Here is a 13,472-nt window from a genome sequence, read left to right as displayed (position 1 = left end):
ACCGTCGGCGGGCACGGCCGCTCGGTGAGGCCGTGCGCGGGTGGGAATTCCTGCCCGTGCACGACCCCGAGCGCGGCTATTTCTTGTAGAACGCGGTCACGTCGTCGTTCCCGATCAGATCCGGAACGGTCCAGCCGTCCAGGTCGTACTCGCTCATGAACTGCTCGGCCAGACCCTTCATCGCGGAGACACCCCCGCGATTCTCCGCCGCGAACAGCAGTTCGGCCTTGACGTTCTCGTGGTTGCCGGAGTAGTTGCGCTCGTAGAGTTCGTGCCGTCCGCCGAACTCGGATCCGATCGAGTCCCACAGTGCCTTCATGACCTTGACCCGGTCGACGGCCGTGATCCCGTCGCTGCCGCGGACGTACTTGTCGAGGTACGGACGGACGTCGGGGTTCTTGAAGTCCGCCGCCGACGACGGCAGATAGATCAGGCCGGAGGCGACGTCCTGTTCGATGATCTCCTTGATCCGCGGGTAACCCTGGATCATGAACATCCGGTAGGTGAGCCCGTACTCGAGCTTCGGGATGACGGTGTCGCCGATCCACTGTTCCGGGTCACGCGCCATCGATTCGCTCAGCGACCAGAACAGGTTGCGCCAGCCGATCACCTCACCGACGCGGGTCTGGACGCCGCGGAAGCCGCCGGCGCCGGTGGCGTCGAGGGCCTTCATCAGCAGTCCGGCGATGAAGTCGAGCTTGACCGCCAGCCGGGTGCAACCCTGGAAGGTGAACCGCGGCAGGAAGCCGGACTGGGGGAAGAAGGCGTTGATCTTCTCCACGTCGCCGTACATGAAGACGTTCTCCCAGGGCACCAGCACCTTGTCGAAGATGAAGATGGCGTCGTTCTCGTCCATCCGGGACGAGAGCGGGTAGTCGAACGGGGAGCCGACGACGGCGGCGTTCTGCGAGTACGACGCGCGCGAGATCAGTTTGATACCCGGCGCGTCCATCGGCACCGTGCAGATCAGCGCGTATTCCTTCTTCTTGATCGGCAGCCCGTAGTGCGCGATGAAGTTGTAGTTGGTGATCGCCGATCCGGTGGCGACGACCTTCGCGCCGGAGACGATCAGACCGGCGTCGGTCTCCTTCTCGACCTTCATGAACACGTCACCGACCTGGTCCGGAGGCAGCTGACGGTCGACCGGCGGGTTGATGATCGCGTGGTTCCAGTACAGGACCTTCTCCTGCGACTCGCGGTACCAGCGCTTGGCGTTGTCCTGGAACGGCGCGTAGAGCTCGCTGTTGGCGTTGAGAGTGCCGAGGAAGCTGGCCTTGTAGTCGGGGGAGCGGCCCATCCAGCCGTAGGTCATGCGGGCCCAGGTGGCGATCGCGTCGCGTTCGCGGAGCAGATCGTCGGAACTGGTGGGGGTCTTGAAGAACGGCATGGTGATGCCGCCGTTGCCGGTGTCGGTGGGGCAGGTGAGCGTGTCGACGTGCTCACCGGTGTGCAGCGCGTCGTACAGGCGTGCCGTCATCCGGATCGAGTTGMGGAAGGCCGGGTGGTTCCAGAACTCCTTGACCTTCTCGCCGTGCAGGTAGATTTCGCGGCCGTCCTTGATCGACTCGATGTACTCGTCGCCGGTCATGGGGCGGGATGCGAAGTTCGTGGTCCGGTTCGCGTCGGAGTCGGCCGCGACATTGACCTGCGAACGGTCGACGTCCGTGTCGGTGGGGCGGGGCTCGGTGGTGGTCATCGTTTCTCCTGCATCGGGGATGGGGTCAATTGGTTGCACCGGACAGGTGCAGGGGTGTGAAAGTGGTCTCGGAGTCGAACCATCCGCGGTGCGGATCGTCCATCGATCCGTTCCAGGCGGCACTCCCGCTCGGTGCTCCGAGATCGTGGAATGTGCTGCGGTAGAAGAGCAACGGATCGGTGTCACGGAACTGGGCATCGACGATCTCGCCGATGAAGATCACGTGGTCGCCGCCGTCGTACTCGCGCCACGGAACGCACGACAGGGTGGCGGCGCTGCCGGCCAGCACGGGCGCGGTGGGCCCCTGGGCCCACACCGGTTCGGGGGACTGCGGGCGACCGGCGAAGTGAAGCGCGACGTCGGTCTGGTCCGCGGCGAGGATGTTGACCGCGAACGGTGCGCCGGACAGGAACGCGCAGGCTTTGGACGTGCGGGTCAGGGTTACCTGGCACAATCGCGGTTCGATCGAGACTGCGGTGAAGGCCGTCACCGTTGCGCCGTGGGGCGTACCGTCCTGCCGGGTGCAAGTGATGACGGTGACCCCACTTGCGAACTGTCCGAATATGTTTCGCAGTCGACGCGAATCCATGTCGGGGCTCCTTGCTGGTGGTCGTTGGCTGTGACGGAGACCATAGGTCGATCGGATCGCGGTAGGCGATCCGCTGAGCGGCCTCACTATCCGGATTGCGCGACGGGTTCGACCACCCGTTATTGCCAGAGGAGGTGTTCCCGATCACACTGGGGCCGAAGTCCCGAACTGGACGGGATGGGAAGGGTGCGAGGGTATGGCGATGAACGTGGCCGCCGATCCGGGGGATTGGGACGAGGCGGAGAACGTGGTCTCGAATGCGTACTTCCCGCACGACCTGATGCCGCTGTCGGCCGGATCGGAGCCGCATCTGAACGTGCGGGCGATGCAGATCGGGCCGCTCCGTCTGGCGCGGATCGGTTGGGGAGCCGAGGTTTCCGTCGACACGGAGCATCCCGGCGGGTATGCGGTGAACATCCCGCTGTCGGGTCGGATCGAATCCGTGACCGCCGGCGGTGACGTGATATCGGGTGTCGGGAAGGCGTCCGTGTTCCGGCCGGACACCCCGGCCGTGATCACCCGGTGGACCGCCGACTGCGAGATCGTCGGTGTCAAGGTGGACCGGGACTACCTGCACCGCGAGCTGGGGCGTGTCCTCGGCCGTCCCGACCGCCGACTGCCCGATCAGGTGGACCTGTCGACGGAGGCCGGGCAGACCTGGATGGCGTTGTTGCGCTCGATCGTCCAGCAGGCCCGGGGCGGCGAGGGGCTGTGGCAGACCCCGGTCGTCGCGGAGCAGTTGTCGGGGGCCATCACGGGCGCGTTCGTACTGGCGGCGATGCCCGACGACGCGGCCGCGGCCCCGCGGCCGCGGATCGTCAAGCGGGTCCTCGACCGGATCGACGACGACCCGTCCCTCGCCTGGACTGCGAGCGACATGGCCGAGGCCGCGGGTGTGAGTGTGCGCCGGTTGCAGGAGGGATTCCGGGAGTACCTGGGCATGTGCCCGCGGGACTACCTGCTAGACGTCCGGCTCTCACGCATCCACGACGACCTGGTGACCGGGGATCCGTCGGTCACGTCGGTGACCGACGTCGCCCTGCGCTGGGGTATTACCCACACCGGACGGTTTGCGGCGGCCTATCGACGCAAGTACGGGTACGCGCCCTCGGAGACGTTGCGTTCCTGATGTTCTCGTATCGGGTCATCCGCGGTGGCCGAGGTCGGCGCTGAGCGCGTCCGCGGCGGCGACGACGTGCTGTGCGGCCGCGTCGCGGAACTGTTCGGGGGTGTGTCGTCCGGAGGAGGTGGAGCACGCGGTGACGGCGACGACGGTTCCCGCCGCGTCCCGCACGGGGGCGGCGATCGAGATCAGGCCCTCCTCGAGTTCGGCTGCGGTCAGCGCGTAGCCCTGGTCGCGGACCCTGGCCAGCTCTGCGCGCAATTCGTCGGGCGTTCCGAGGGTTGCCGGCGCCAGCTTGTCGAATCGGGTTGTGGCGATCACCCGGTCGACGGTCTCGTCCGGCGCCCAGGCGAGCAGTGCACGCCCCATCGACGTCGCGTAGGCAGGCACGCGGGTGCCGACCGAGACGTTGATGCTCATGATCCGGCGCACGGGCACGCGGGCGGCGTACACCACGTCGCCCCCGTCGAGTACACCCAGCGAGGCGGATTCGCCTGTGCGCTCGGACAGTTGGACGAGCCGCGGCATCGCGGACTCGACGAGTGCGTGGGACGCGGAGTAGTGCTGGCCGATGCTGAGCACGCGGGGAGTGAGCGACCACCGGGTCCCGTTCGCGGCGACATAGCCGAGCTTCTGCAGGGTGAGCAGGATGCGGCGTACCGCCGGGCGGGACAGGTCGGTCTTGGCGGCGAGTTCGGCCAGCGACGGGGTGGGGTCCTGCTCGTCGAATGCGAGCAGGACGGCGAAGCCCCGTTCGATGCTCTGGATGAAATCCCGGTCTTCGTTCGGCATCTGATGCTCCTGGCTGCGGGTTCGGTGTGACTTCGAGGTCGGGTGTTGACAACGGCTGTGACTCGACGCACAGTATGGTGTGTACGCATTGCGACGTGCATGTACGCACAGCGTACAACTTCGGTGGGGGACGCGCCTGCCCCGCGTTCACCGCCGCCACAACTTTCTCGACCGTCACTGTTCGAGCCTCGACGAGGAGGACCCATGACCAGCACCGAAACGGCGACCGCGCACGCATCGGGTAATGCCGCCACCGACAAGTTCAAGTCCGAGCGCGTGTCGGCGGACACGTCGAAGGAGCGGGCGGCCGCGATCTACCGCGACGTGCTCGCGGCGTTCGGGGAGATCATCCACAAGCACGGTGTCACCTACGACGAGTACCGGGTGGTCAAGCAGTGGATCATCGACGTCGGCGAGTACGGCGAGGTGCCGCTGTGGCTGGACGTGTTCGTCGAACACGAGATCGAGGACGTCAACTACAGCCGCAACGGACTCGCCGGCACCAAGGGCAGCATCGAGGGCCCGTACTACGTCGCCGATGCGCCGCAGCTGCCGTCCACGTGCACGATGCCGATGACCGACAAGGACGCCGAGGCAACCCCGTTGGTGTTCTCCGGCCAGGTCACGGATCTGGCGGGCAACGGTCTCGCCGGCGCCACCGTCGAACTCTGGCACGCCGACGAGGACGGCTTCTACTCGCAGTTCGCGCCGAACCTGCCCGAGTGGAACCTGCGCGGCACCATCGTCTGTGATGGCGAGGGCCGTTACGAGATCACCACGCTGCAGCCCGCGCCGTACCAGATCCCGCACGACGGGCCGACGGGCTGGTTCATCGAGTCCTACGGCGGTCACCCGTGGCGTCCGGCCCACCTGCACCTGATGGTGAAGGCCCCCGGCAAGGAGACCATCACGACCCAGCTGTACTTCGCGGGCGGTCAGTGGCTCGAGAACGACGTCGCGACCGCGACCAAGCCGGAACTGATCCTCGATCCGAAGGCCGGGGACGACGGCAAGAACTACGTGACCTACAACTTCGCCCTCGACCCCCAGGCCTGAGTCGAAGCGAATGCCGGTGTCCCACTGGGGCGCCGGCATTCGGTGCTTCCCGATCCGATTGAGAGCTGTTCGATGCCCGACCCTGATCTCGCAATCGTCTCCGTCGAGACGACCATCATCGACGTGCCACTGGTGCGTCCGCACAAGTTCGCCACCACCACCGCGGAGAAGCAGTCGATTCTGCTGGTCGCGATCACCACTGCCGGCGGCGTCACCGGCCACGGTGAGGGCGTGGTGCCCGGTGGGCCCTGGTGGGGTGGTGAATCCGTAGAGACGATGAAGGTGATTGTCGACCGTTACATCGCGCCGTACATCATCGGGCGTGGTGTCGACGAGATCACCGGCATCATGGTGGATCTCGAGAAGATCGTCGCCAATGCCCGGTTCGCGAAGGCTGCCGTCGACGTCGCGCTGCACGACGCGTACGCCCGGCACCTCGGCGTGGGGGTGCACACGCTGCTCGGTGGCGCGTTCCGGACCGGCGTCGACGTCCGCTGGGCTCTCGGAGCCGCTCCGGTCGAGGAGATCCTCGAGGAGGTCGCGCACAGGATGGAGGCGCGCCTGAACTTCTCCTTCAAGCTCAAGATGGGTGCGCTGGACCCGGCCGTCGATACGGAGCGGGTGGTCTCGATCGCACAGTCGCTCAGCGGCAAGGCGGGCGTGAGCATCGACGTCAACGCGCGATGGGATCGGTTCACCGCGTTGCGTTTCGTGCCCGAACTCGTCGACGGCGGCGTCGAACTCGTCGAGCAACCCACCCCCGCCGAGCAGATCGAGGTGCTCGCCGAGCTCAACCACCTCGTCGCCGCACCGGTCATGGCCGACGAATCGGTGCACACGCCGCACGACGCCCTCGAGATCGCCCGCGCCGGTGCCGCCGACGTCATCGCCCTCAAGACAACGAAATGCGGTGGGCTGCAACGCAGCAAGGAGGTGGTCGCGGTCGCGAAGGCGGCCGGCATCCGTTGCCACGGCGCCACGTCCATCGAGGGGCCCATCGGCACCGCCGCGTCGATCCACTTCGCCTGCGCCGAACCGGGTATCAACTTCGGAACCGAACTGTTCGGCCCTCAGCTGTTCGCCGTCGAACTGCTGCAGACACCACTCGACTACTCCGCCGGCCAGGTCCACCTGCCATCCGGACCCGGGCTCGGCGTCGAACTGGACATGGACGTCGTCAGGCACCTCGCCCGCGACTGATCACACGCACGGAGAGCACGGAGAACGAGGAGAACTTCATGGCACTGTTCCACGTCCGGATGGACGTCGACATTCCCCGCGATCTGGATCCCGGGGTGCGCGACGAGACGATCGCGCGGGAGAAGGCGTATTCACAGGATCTCCAGCGTCAGGGCAAGTGGGCACATCTCTGGCGAATCGTCGGGCAGTACAGCAACATCAGCATCTTCGACGTGGACTCGGCCGACGAACTCCACGAGCTCCTGTGGAGCTTGCCGCTGTTCCCGTACATGACGATCGAGGTCACGCCGATGACGAAGCACGGCAGCTCGATCCGCTAGGAAGGCCTTCGCCAGATCCCGCCCGCACCGGGCGTGACGGCGTCGACCAGCGCCCACGCCTGCTCGACCGGGAGGTCGTGGACGACGTACTTGCCGGTGCCCGCGGGTGTCGCCGCGATCACGGTGGCGACGCCGGCGCGGCGCTGGAAGAACGTCTGGCGCACCGTCCAGCCGATGATGCCGGCGGCCTCGATGCTGTCGCGGCGGCGGTCCAGCGATCCGCTGCGGGTGATCAGCCAGCCGGGCAGCACCGCGTGCCCGAGTCCGCGGTAGCGGTCCCACGCGAGTCCCGCGCCTGCCAGCGCGAGCACGACGACGCCCGCCCACGCGGGCCACGGCACGTGACGGCCCGCGACGACGAATCCGGCGGCGATCAGCGCGGTGAGGGCGGCCGGCCACAGCGCGCGGGTGTAGCGGCGCCGATGCGCGGCCGGTCCGTGCGGGAGCAGCGCGACGTCCGCCTGCCGGTCGTCGCCGAGAACGGTCGCCATCACCCGCGTCGCGTCCGCCCGCGGGCTCTGCGGCAGCAGCAGTGACGACTCACGGTGTTCGGCGCTGACACCGGTCATGATCGCGTCGAGGGACGCCCCGCCGGCGACGCGAAGCAGCAGCGGCTCCTTGAGCGTCGTGCCGCGGAGCCGGGCCCGGTCCAGGGTGGTCTGCCGGGTGCGCAACAGTCCGTGACTGACGTGCAGCGTGCGGCCGTTGTGGGTGACGCTCATGCGGCCGTACACCACCAGATAGCGCCCGCACGCGAGGACGCTCGCGGCGACAAACAGGATCACCAGCCCGGCCAGGCCGAGTACGGCGAGGCCCAGTGCGCCGGCCTGTTCGGCGGAATCGAATCCGTCCGCGAGGGCGGGGGAGCGGGCGATCCGGTCGGCCAGCCCGTACTGGAACACGATGCCGACCAGCGCGCCGATCGCGATCAGCCCGGTCACCGAGAACGGCGCGTACCGCACCCATGACGGCGACCAGTGCCCGATCTCGACGCCCGGCCTCCCGGGCGGTGCGGTGTCCGAGGCAGCATCGGTGCCCGCCTCGGGCCGGAGCTCCCGGTGTCCGGCGAGCAGCGCCGCGCGCAGGTCCGGGACGAGGGTGGCGTCGAGCGCATTGAGTTCGAACCTGCTCTCGCCGCGCTGCGCCTGCTGGCCGGTGCCGATCCGGAGCACCGCCAGCCCGAGGAGCCGGTGCAGCACCCCGGCCTCGACGTCGACGGAGCGGATGCGGGTGCGCGGCACCGACAGGACCTTCTTCTCGAAGACGCCGTGCCGCAGCTGCACGTGGACCGGACCGATGCGGTAGGTGGTGGTGAACCAGCGGAGCACGCCGTAGACGACGAGGACGGCGACGGCGACCAGCCCCCAGTAGTGGTTGCCGTTCCGGCTGCCGACGATCCACGACACCGCGATCACGGGGAGCAGTTTGAGGACCTCGTTGACCGGGTGGACGAGCAGCATCCGCTTGTCGAGGCGCAGCCACGGCTGTTCCTCCTCGGCGGCCAGGGCGGCGTCACCGGACTGTTCGAGGGGCACGCTCACGTCGCATCCCCGGCGTTGCGGGCGGCGATCTCGGTGAGGTGTTCGACGGTGCGGTCGGCGACGTCGAGGTCGAGTGCGGTGATCTTCACGGCGCCGGCCGACGACGCCGTGGTGACGGTGACCGTCGCGAGGCCGAAGAATCGGTCCAGCGGTCCGCGTTCGGTGTCGACGGTCTGGACGCGGGTGATGGGTGCGATCCGGCGCTCCTGGTTGAACCAACCGGTGCGTGTGTAGACGGCGTCGTCGCTGATCTCCCAGCGGTGCACGCGGTAGCRCCACCGCGGCACGACCACGATGTCGACGACCGCGACGACCGCGGTGAGCGCGAAGACCAGCACGTGCGGCCACGTGGTCCAGCGTCCGTCGACGACCGCCCACACGACCTGCGCGACGAACACCGGCAGCCAGATCAGGGTGGCCGTCGTCGCCCACAGTCGCGGGGCGCGGACGCTGGGGCGCCACTTCGGTTCGGCCATCGTCACCGTTCGCTCGAACGGTGCGGGGTCGGGAGGGAAGCTCACGATCTCATCCTGCCCGAGTCGACGTCCCGCGTCCTATGGTGGAGGTGGCCGCGAGTGTCTGCCGAGACGGAAGGTGGTCGTCATGCAACGATCCGGAACCGACAACACCCGGGACGCCGAGGGCTCCGAGGAGGCCGAGGACGTCGTCCGCCCGACGGACGTGCCCGAAGCCGATCTGGTGGAGCAGATGACCCCGGCCGAAGGCGACGACGAACGCGAGGATTCGGACCGGATCGAGCCGCCGCTGGAAGTGAACGAGGCGGACGCGGCCGAGCAGCGCCGCAGCGTCCCCGTCGACGAGGACTATCCCCGCGGCTGAGCGGATCGACCGGGACCCGCGGTGGCAGGTACCGGGGCGGGTGACGCATGATCGACGGGTGACCCACTCAGGCGATGACACCGACCGGTCCACGATCCTGCCGATCCCGTCGGTACCGCGGCCCCCGGTGAAGACCGAAGCGCCGTCCGCGAGTGCGATGCGGCGGGTACTGCGTCGCGCCCGGGACGGGTCCACCCTCAACGTCGACGAGGCGACCACCCTGCTGCACGCGCGTGGCACGGACCTCGAGGACCTGTGCGCGTCGGCGGCGAAGGTGCGTGACGCGGGACTGGTCGCGGCGGGCCGTCCGGGGACCGTGACGTATTCGCGGAAGGTCTTCATCCCCCTCACCCGCCTGTGCCGCGACAAGTGCCACTACTGCACGTTCGTGACGGTCCCGGGCAAGCTGCGGGCCGAGGGTCACAGCGTGTACCTGGAACCGGACGAGGTGCTCGAGATCGCGCGGCAGGGCGCCGAGATGGGCTGCAAGGAAGCCCTGTTCACGCTCGGGGATCGCCCGGAGGACCGGTGGCCCGAGGCCGAGCAGTGGCTCGACGAGCGGGGCTACGATTCCACACTGGACTACGTGCGCGCGATGTCGATCCGGGTGCTCGAGGAGACCGGTCTGCTGCCGCACCTCAACCCCGGCGTGATGAGCTGGGAGGAGATGTCCCGGCTCAAGCCGGTGGCGCCGTCGATGGGGATGATGCTCGAGACCACCTCGAAGCGTCTGTTCACCGACAAGGGCGAGTGCCACTACGGCAGCCCCGACAAGGACCCCGACGTCCGTCTGCGCACACTGACCGAGGCGGGCCGACTCTCGATACCGTTCACGACCGGGATTCTCGTCGGCATCGGCGAGACGCCGGCCGAGCGTGCCGACTCCATCATGGCGATCCGAAAGGTGCACAAGGCTTTCGGTCACGTGCAGGAAGTGATCGTGCAGAACTTCCTCGCCAAGCCGGATACCGCGATGCGGGATGCGCCCGACGCGAACCTCGAGGAATTCCTGGCGACCATCGCGGTGACCCGGCTGCTGCTGGGCCCGGGTATGCGGATCCAGTCGCCGCCCAACCTCGTCTCGCACGCCGAGTGCCTCGCGCTGATCGGCGCCGGCGTCGACGACTGGGGCGGCGTCTCGCCGCTCACCCCGGACCACGTCAACCCGGAGCGGCCGTGGCCCAACCTGGACACCCTTGCCGAGATCACGGCGCAGGCCGGGTTCACGCTCACCGAGCGGACCGCCGCGCAGCCGCAGTACGTGCTGGCCGGACACCCGTGGATCGACCCGCGGATCGGCGCACACGTGCGGGCGCTGGCGGACCCCGAGACGGGTCTCGCGCGGGAGGGCGTGAAGCCGGCCGGGTTGCCGTGGCAGGAACCGGACGAGGAATGGGTGTCGACCGGTCGTGTCGACCTCAACACCGAGATCGACACGCAGGGCCGCAACACCGAGACCCGCTCCGATCTGGGCAGCGCGTTCGGCGACTGGGAGACGGTCCGGGAGCAGGTGCTGGAACTGGGCCGCGCCGCGCCGACCCGGGTGGACACCGACGTTCTGTCGGCGCTACGCAGCGCCGAGCGCGATCCCGCCGGCCTCAGCGACGACGAGTACCTCGCGCTGGCGACGGCGGACGGTGACGGGCTCGAGGCCGTCGTCGCGCTCGCGGACGCGCTGCGCAGGGAGGCCGTCGGCGACAACGTCACGTACGTGGTGAACCGGAACATCAACTTCACCAACATCTGCTACACCGGCTGCCGGTTCTGCGCGTTCGCGCAGCGCAAGGGTGACGCGGACGCGTTCACGCTGTCGGCCGAGGAAGTGGCCGACCGGGCATGGGAGGCGCACGTCGCCGGTGCGACCGAGGTGTGCATGCAGGGCGGCATCGACCCCGAACTGCCGGTCACCGGGTACGCCGATCTGGTGCGGGCGGTCAAGCGCCGGGTGCCGTCGATGCACGTCCACGCCTTCAGCCCGATGGAGATCGTCAACGGCGCTTCCCGTGGTGGGCAGAGCATCCGGGACTGGCTCACCGAACTGCGCGCGGCCGGACTGGACACGATTCCCGGCACGGCCGCCGAGATCCTCGACGACGAGGTCCGCTGGGTGCTCACCAAGGGCAAGCTGCCGACGTCGGCGTGGATCGACGTGATCACCACCGCCCACGAGGTGGGCCTGCGATCGAGTTCGACGATGATGTACGGCCACGTCGACAGCCCCAAGCATTGGGTGGGGCACCTGAACGTGATCCGTGGAATCCAGGACAGGACAGGCGGATTCACCGAGTTCGTGCTGCTGCCGTTCGTGCACCAGAGCGCGCCTCTGTACCTCGCGGGCGCGTCCCGGCCGGGCCCGACGCAGCGGGACAACCGGGCCGCGCACGCGCTGTCGCGGATCATGCTGCACGGGCGGATCCCCAACATCCAGACCAGCTGGGTGAAGCTGGGTATCGCCGGCACGCAGGCGATGCTGCAGGGCGGTGCGAACGATCTCGGTGGCACGTTGATGGAGGAGACCATCTCCCGGATGGCCGGTTCGCAGCACGGATCGGAGAAGACCGTCGAGGAGCTGCGGGCCATCGCCGAGGGGATCGGACGTCCCGCCCGCGAGCGGACCACGGGCTACGCGTTGCGCGAGCACGCGCCGGCCCTTCCGTTGATCTGAGTGCCGCGATGAGCGACGACAGCCGCCCGAGCGACCGGACCGTGGCGGTCCTGCTCGACCAGGCGGCGTGGGGCATCAGCCCCATGCTCGACGTGCTGCACCTCGATCCGCTCGGCATCAAGGCCCGCACGTTCGAGCCGCCGAGCGCGGCCGACCGGGCCCTGGCCGAGAAGGTGCTCGACGCCGCGGCGTGGGTGCTGGACGAGCTGACGGTGCCCGGCACCGCGGCCTGGGAACGGTCGAGCGCGGCGGACCGGGCCGACTGGTGGGTGACGCGGCTCGGTGCGCTCAACACCGTCGCGGTCGCGTTCCCCAGCGTTCTCGGTGCGCTGGTCGGCCGGCTGCCGATCCAGGACCTGCTCGGCTTCGCGAACCAGGCGCTGGTGTTGGTGGCGGTGGCGCGCGAGTACGGCGTCGAGGACCGGGCACGGCAGGTGGATCTGCTCGCGGCGGTGCTGTGCCGACGCGAGCTCGATGCCCGGCCGATCCTCGAGTGTTCCTCCCGCCACGAGGATGCCGAGCGTGACCACACTGCGGGATGGCGACCGTTCGCGGTGGTCGGATCGATGTGGCGTACGGCACACACGGTTCGCGGGCTGCTGTCCGAGATCGAGCGGCGGCCGCGCGGCAGTGGGCCGTACCGCGTCCTCGGTCGGCTCCCGGTGGTGGGTGCGCTCGCCGAATACCTGGGTGAACGCGGCGCGCTCGCGGAGGTCGCGAGCGAGGTGCGGGACCGGATCGACGCGGGTCGGCCCGCCGCCCGCGCGGTTCGCTGAGGCGACCCTTACCTGACTGTTGCGGTCGGGGAGATTCATACTGGACACTCCGGAAGTTCGTCGGGTCGAGGACCCGACCAGCCGGGTCGTCGAGGCGCCTCGGCGCCCGGGTCAGAAAGGCAGGGAGAGCAGCAGTGACCTACACGATTGCCGAACCGTGCGTCGATGTGCTGGACAAGGCATGTATCGAGGAGTGCCCGGTCGACTGCATCTACGAGGGTGGTCGCATGCTCTACATCCATCCGGACGAGTGTGTGGACTGCGGTGCGTGTGAGCCGGTGTGCCCCGTCGAGGCCATCTTCTACGAGGACGACGTGCCGGATCAGTGGACCGGATACGTGAGCGCGAACGTCGACTTCTTCGACGATCTCGGTTCGCCGGGCGGTGCCGCGAAGCTCGGCAAGGTCGACTTCGACCCGCCGCTGATCAAGGCGCTGCCCCCCATGGGCGAGGAATAGGTCGAGGAAGAGCGTTGCCCCGTAACCCGGTAGCCAAGTCCCTGCCCGATTTCCCGTGGGATTCCCTCGCGTCCGCGAAGGAGAAGGCGCAGTCGCATCCCGACGGCATTGTGAACCTGTCCGTGGGAACCCCGGTCGATCCGGTGGCTCCGGCCATCCAGGCCGCATTGTCGTCGGTGGCGGCCGAGCCCGGCTACCCGACCACGCACGGCACCGACGCGCTGCGCGAGGCCACGGCCGCGTCGGTGGCCCGCCGCTACGGGATGACCGGAGTGGATCCGGCGGCGATCCTGCCGGTGATCGGCACCAAGGAAGCCATCGCGTGGCTGCCGCGCCTGCTCGGTCTCGGGGCCGGCGACCTCGTGGTGATCCCCGAGGTCGCCTACCCGACGTACGAGGTGGGCGCGCTGCTCGCC

The 13,472-nt window shown here is 68.6% G+C and carries 14 protein-coding genes; 9 read left to right on the top strand and 5 right to left on the bottom strand.

Going from position 1 to position 13,472, the window contains the following annotated elements; all coding sequences use genetic code 11:
* Nucleotides 1–76 precede the first annotated feature (76 nt).
* The gene (locus AB4Z09_RS21620) at nt 77–1,696 is read right to left on the bottom strand and encodes a 4-hydroxyphenylacetate 3-hydroxylase family protein (protein WP_442240642.1); all 1,620 of its coding nucleotides are present in this window, start codon (nt 1,694–1,696) and stop codon (nt 77–79) included.
* A 25-nt stretch (nt 1,697–1,721) separates the two neighbouring features.
* On the bottom strand, nt 1,722–2,285 hold the full coding sequence (locus AB4Z09_RS21615) for a flavin reductase family protein (RefSeq protein WP_114718421.1): 564 nt from the start codon (nt 2,283–2,285) through the stop codon (nt 1,722–1,724).
* Between the two features lie 202 nt (nt 2,286–2,487).
* Between AB4Z09_RS21615 and AB4Z09_RS21610 the strand changes: the two genes are divergently transcribed.
* A complete protein-coding gene (locus AB4Z09_RS21610) occupies nt 2,488–3,414 on the top strand; it encodes an AraC family transcriptional regulator (RefSeq protein WP_114718571.1) in 927 nt (308 codons plus the stop codon).
* Between the two features lie 15 nt (nt 3,415–3,429).
* On the opposite strand, the gene AB4Z09_RS21605 is transcribed toward AB4Z09_RS21610, so the two are convergent.
* Entirely contained in the window at nt 3,430–4,200 is a 771-nt protein-coding gene (locus AB4Z09_RS21605; protein WP_114718422.1) for an IclR family transcriptional regulator domain-containing protein, read from the bottom strand.
* Between the two features lie 204 nt (nt 4,201–4,404).
* Here AB4Z09_RS21605 and catA point away from each other — a divergent pair, with 204 nt between their 5' ends.
* From catA to catC, 3 genes are all read left to right on the top strand, one after another.
* Nucleotides 4,405–5,256 (top strand): catechol 1,2-dioxygenase, encoded by an 852-nt coding sequence (catA, locus tag AB4Z09_RS21600; protein WP_114718423.1) that lies wholly within the window; start codon nt 4,405–4,407, stop codon nt 5,254–5,256.
* A 72-nt stretch (nt 5,257–5,328) separates the two neighbouring features.
* The gene (locus AB4Z09_RS21595) at nt 5,329–6,456 is read left to right on the top strand and encodes a muconate/chloromuconate family cycloisomerase (RefSeq protein ID WP_174909104.1); all 1,128 of its coding nucleotides are present in this window, start codon (nt 5,329–5,331) and stop codon (nt 6,454–6,456) included.
* Nucleotides 6,457–6,494: 38 nt separating this feature from the next.
* The gene (gene catC / locus AB4Z09_RS21590) at nt 6,495–6,776 is read left to right on the top strand and encodes a muconolactone Delta-isomerase (RefSeq protein WP_114718425.1); all 282 of its coding nucleotides are present in this window, start codon (nt 6,495–6,497) and stop codon (nt 6,774–6,776) included.
* On the opposite strand, the gene AB4Z09_RS21585 is transcribed toward catC, so the two are convergent.
* A complete protein-coding gene (locus AB4Z09_RS21585) occupies nt 6,773–8,317 on the bottom strand; it encodes a PH domain-containing protein (RefSeq protein ID WP_442240641.1) in 1,545 nt (514 codons plus the stop codon). The two genes, catC and AB4Z09_RS21585, sit on opposite strands and share 4 nt — an antisense overlap.
* Nucleotides 8,314–8,793 (bottom strand): PH domain-containing protein, encoded by a 480-nt coding sequence (locus tag AB4Z09_RS21580; RefSeq protein ID WP_442240651.1) that lies wholly within the window; start codon nt 8,791–8,793, stop codon nt 8,314–8,316. Before AB4Z09_RS21580 ends, AB4Z09_RS21585 begins: the two co-directional genes overlap by 4 nt.
* 127 nt (nt 8,794–8,920) lie before the next feature.
* Between AB4Z09_RS21580 and AB4Z09_RS21575 the strand changes: the two genes are divergently transcribed.
* The 5 genes from AB4Z09_RS21575 to AB4Z09_RS21555 form a co-directional block, all read left to right on the top strand.
* Nucleotides 8,921–9,157 carry a hypothetical protein gene (locus AB4Z09_RS21575; RefSeq protein ID WP_442240640.1) on the top strand — a complete coding sequence of 79 codons (237 nt, stop codon included), beginning with the start codon at nt 8,921–8,923 and terminating at the stop codon, nt 9,155–9,157.
* Between the two features lie 40 nt (nt 9,158–9,197).
* Nucleotides 9,198–11,822, top strand: a complete 2,625-nt coding sequence (locus AB4Z09_RS21570) for a bifunctional FO biosynthesis protein CofGH (protein ID WP_442240639.1) — start codon at nt 9,198–9,200, stop codon at nt 11,820–11,822.
* Between the two features lie 8 nt (nt 11,823–11,830).
* A complete protein-coding gene (locus AB4Z09_RS21565; protein WP_442240638.1) occupies nt 11,831–12,598 on the top strand; it encodes a hypothetical protein in 768 nt (255 codons plus the stop codon).
* 134 nt (nt 12,599–12,732) lie between these two features.
* On the top strand, nt 12,733–13,056 hold the full coding sequence (gene fdxA, locus AB4Z09_RS21560) for a ferredoxin (protein ID WP_114718430.1): 324 nt from the start codon (nt 12,733–12,735) through the stop codon (nt 13,054–13,056).
* Nucleotides 13,057–13,070: 14 nt separating this feature from the next.
* On the top strand, nt 13,071–13,472 hold a 402-nt coding region (locus AB4Z09_RS21555), incomplete at its 3' end, for an aminotransferase class I/II-fold pyridoxal phosphate-dependent enzyme (protein WP_442240637.1).

It is taken from the genome of Rhodococcus sp. TAF43, assembly GCF_052113525.1.
In the GTDB taxonomy this organism is placed as follows: domain Bacteria; phylum Actinomycetota; class Actinomycetes; order Mycobacteriales; family Mycobacteriaceae; genus Prescottella.
This window is presented reverse-complemented; position numbering and strand designations above follow the sequence as displayed.

Bases quoted from the DNA above. Each gene is read 5' to 3' on its own strand.
- catC (WP_114718425.1), top strand. From the start codon at position 6,495: ATGGCACTGTTCCACGTCCGGATGGACGTCGACATTCCCCGCGATCTG.
- AB4Z09_RS21565 (WP_442240638.1), top strand. From the start codon at position 11,831: ATGAGCGACGACAGCCGCCCGAGCGACCGGACCGTGGCGGTCCTGCTC.
- AB4Z09_RS21605 (WP_114718422.1), bottom strand. From the start codon at position 4,200: ATGCCGAACGAAGACCGGGATTTCATCCAGAGCATCGAACGGGGCTTC.
- AB4Z09_RS21610 (WP_114718571.1), top strand. From the start codon at position 2,488: ATGAACGTGGCCGCCGATCCGGGGGATTGGGACGAGGCGGAGAACGTG.
- AB4Z09_RS21595 (WP_174909104.1), top strand. From the start codon at position 5,329: ATGCCCGACCCTGATCTCGCAATCGTCTCCGTCGAGACGACCATCATC.
- AB4Z09_RS21615 (WP_114718421.1), bottom strand. From the start codon at position 2,285: ATGGATTCGCGTCGACTGCGAAACATATTCGGACAGTTCGCAAGTGGG.
- AB4Z09_RS21575 (WP_442240640.1), top strand. From the start codon at position 8,921: ATGCAACGATCCGGAACCGACAACACCCGGGACGCCGAGGGCTCCGAG.
- catA (WP_114718423.1), top strand. From the start codon at position 4,405: ATGACCAGCACCGAAACGGCGACCGCGCACGCATCGGGTAATGCCGCC.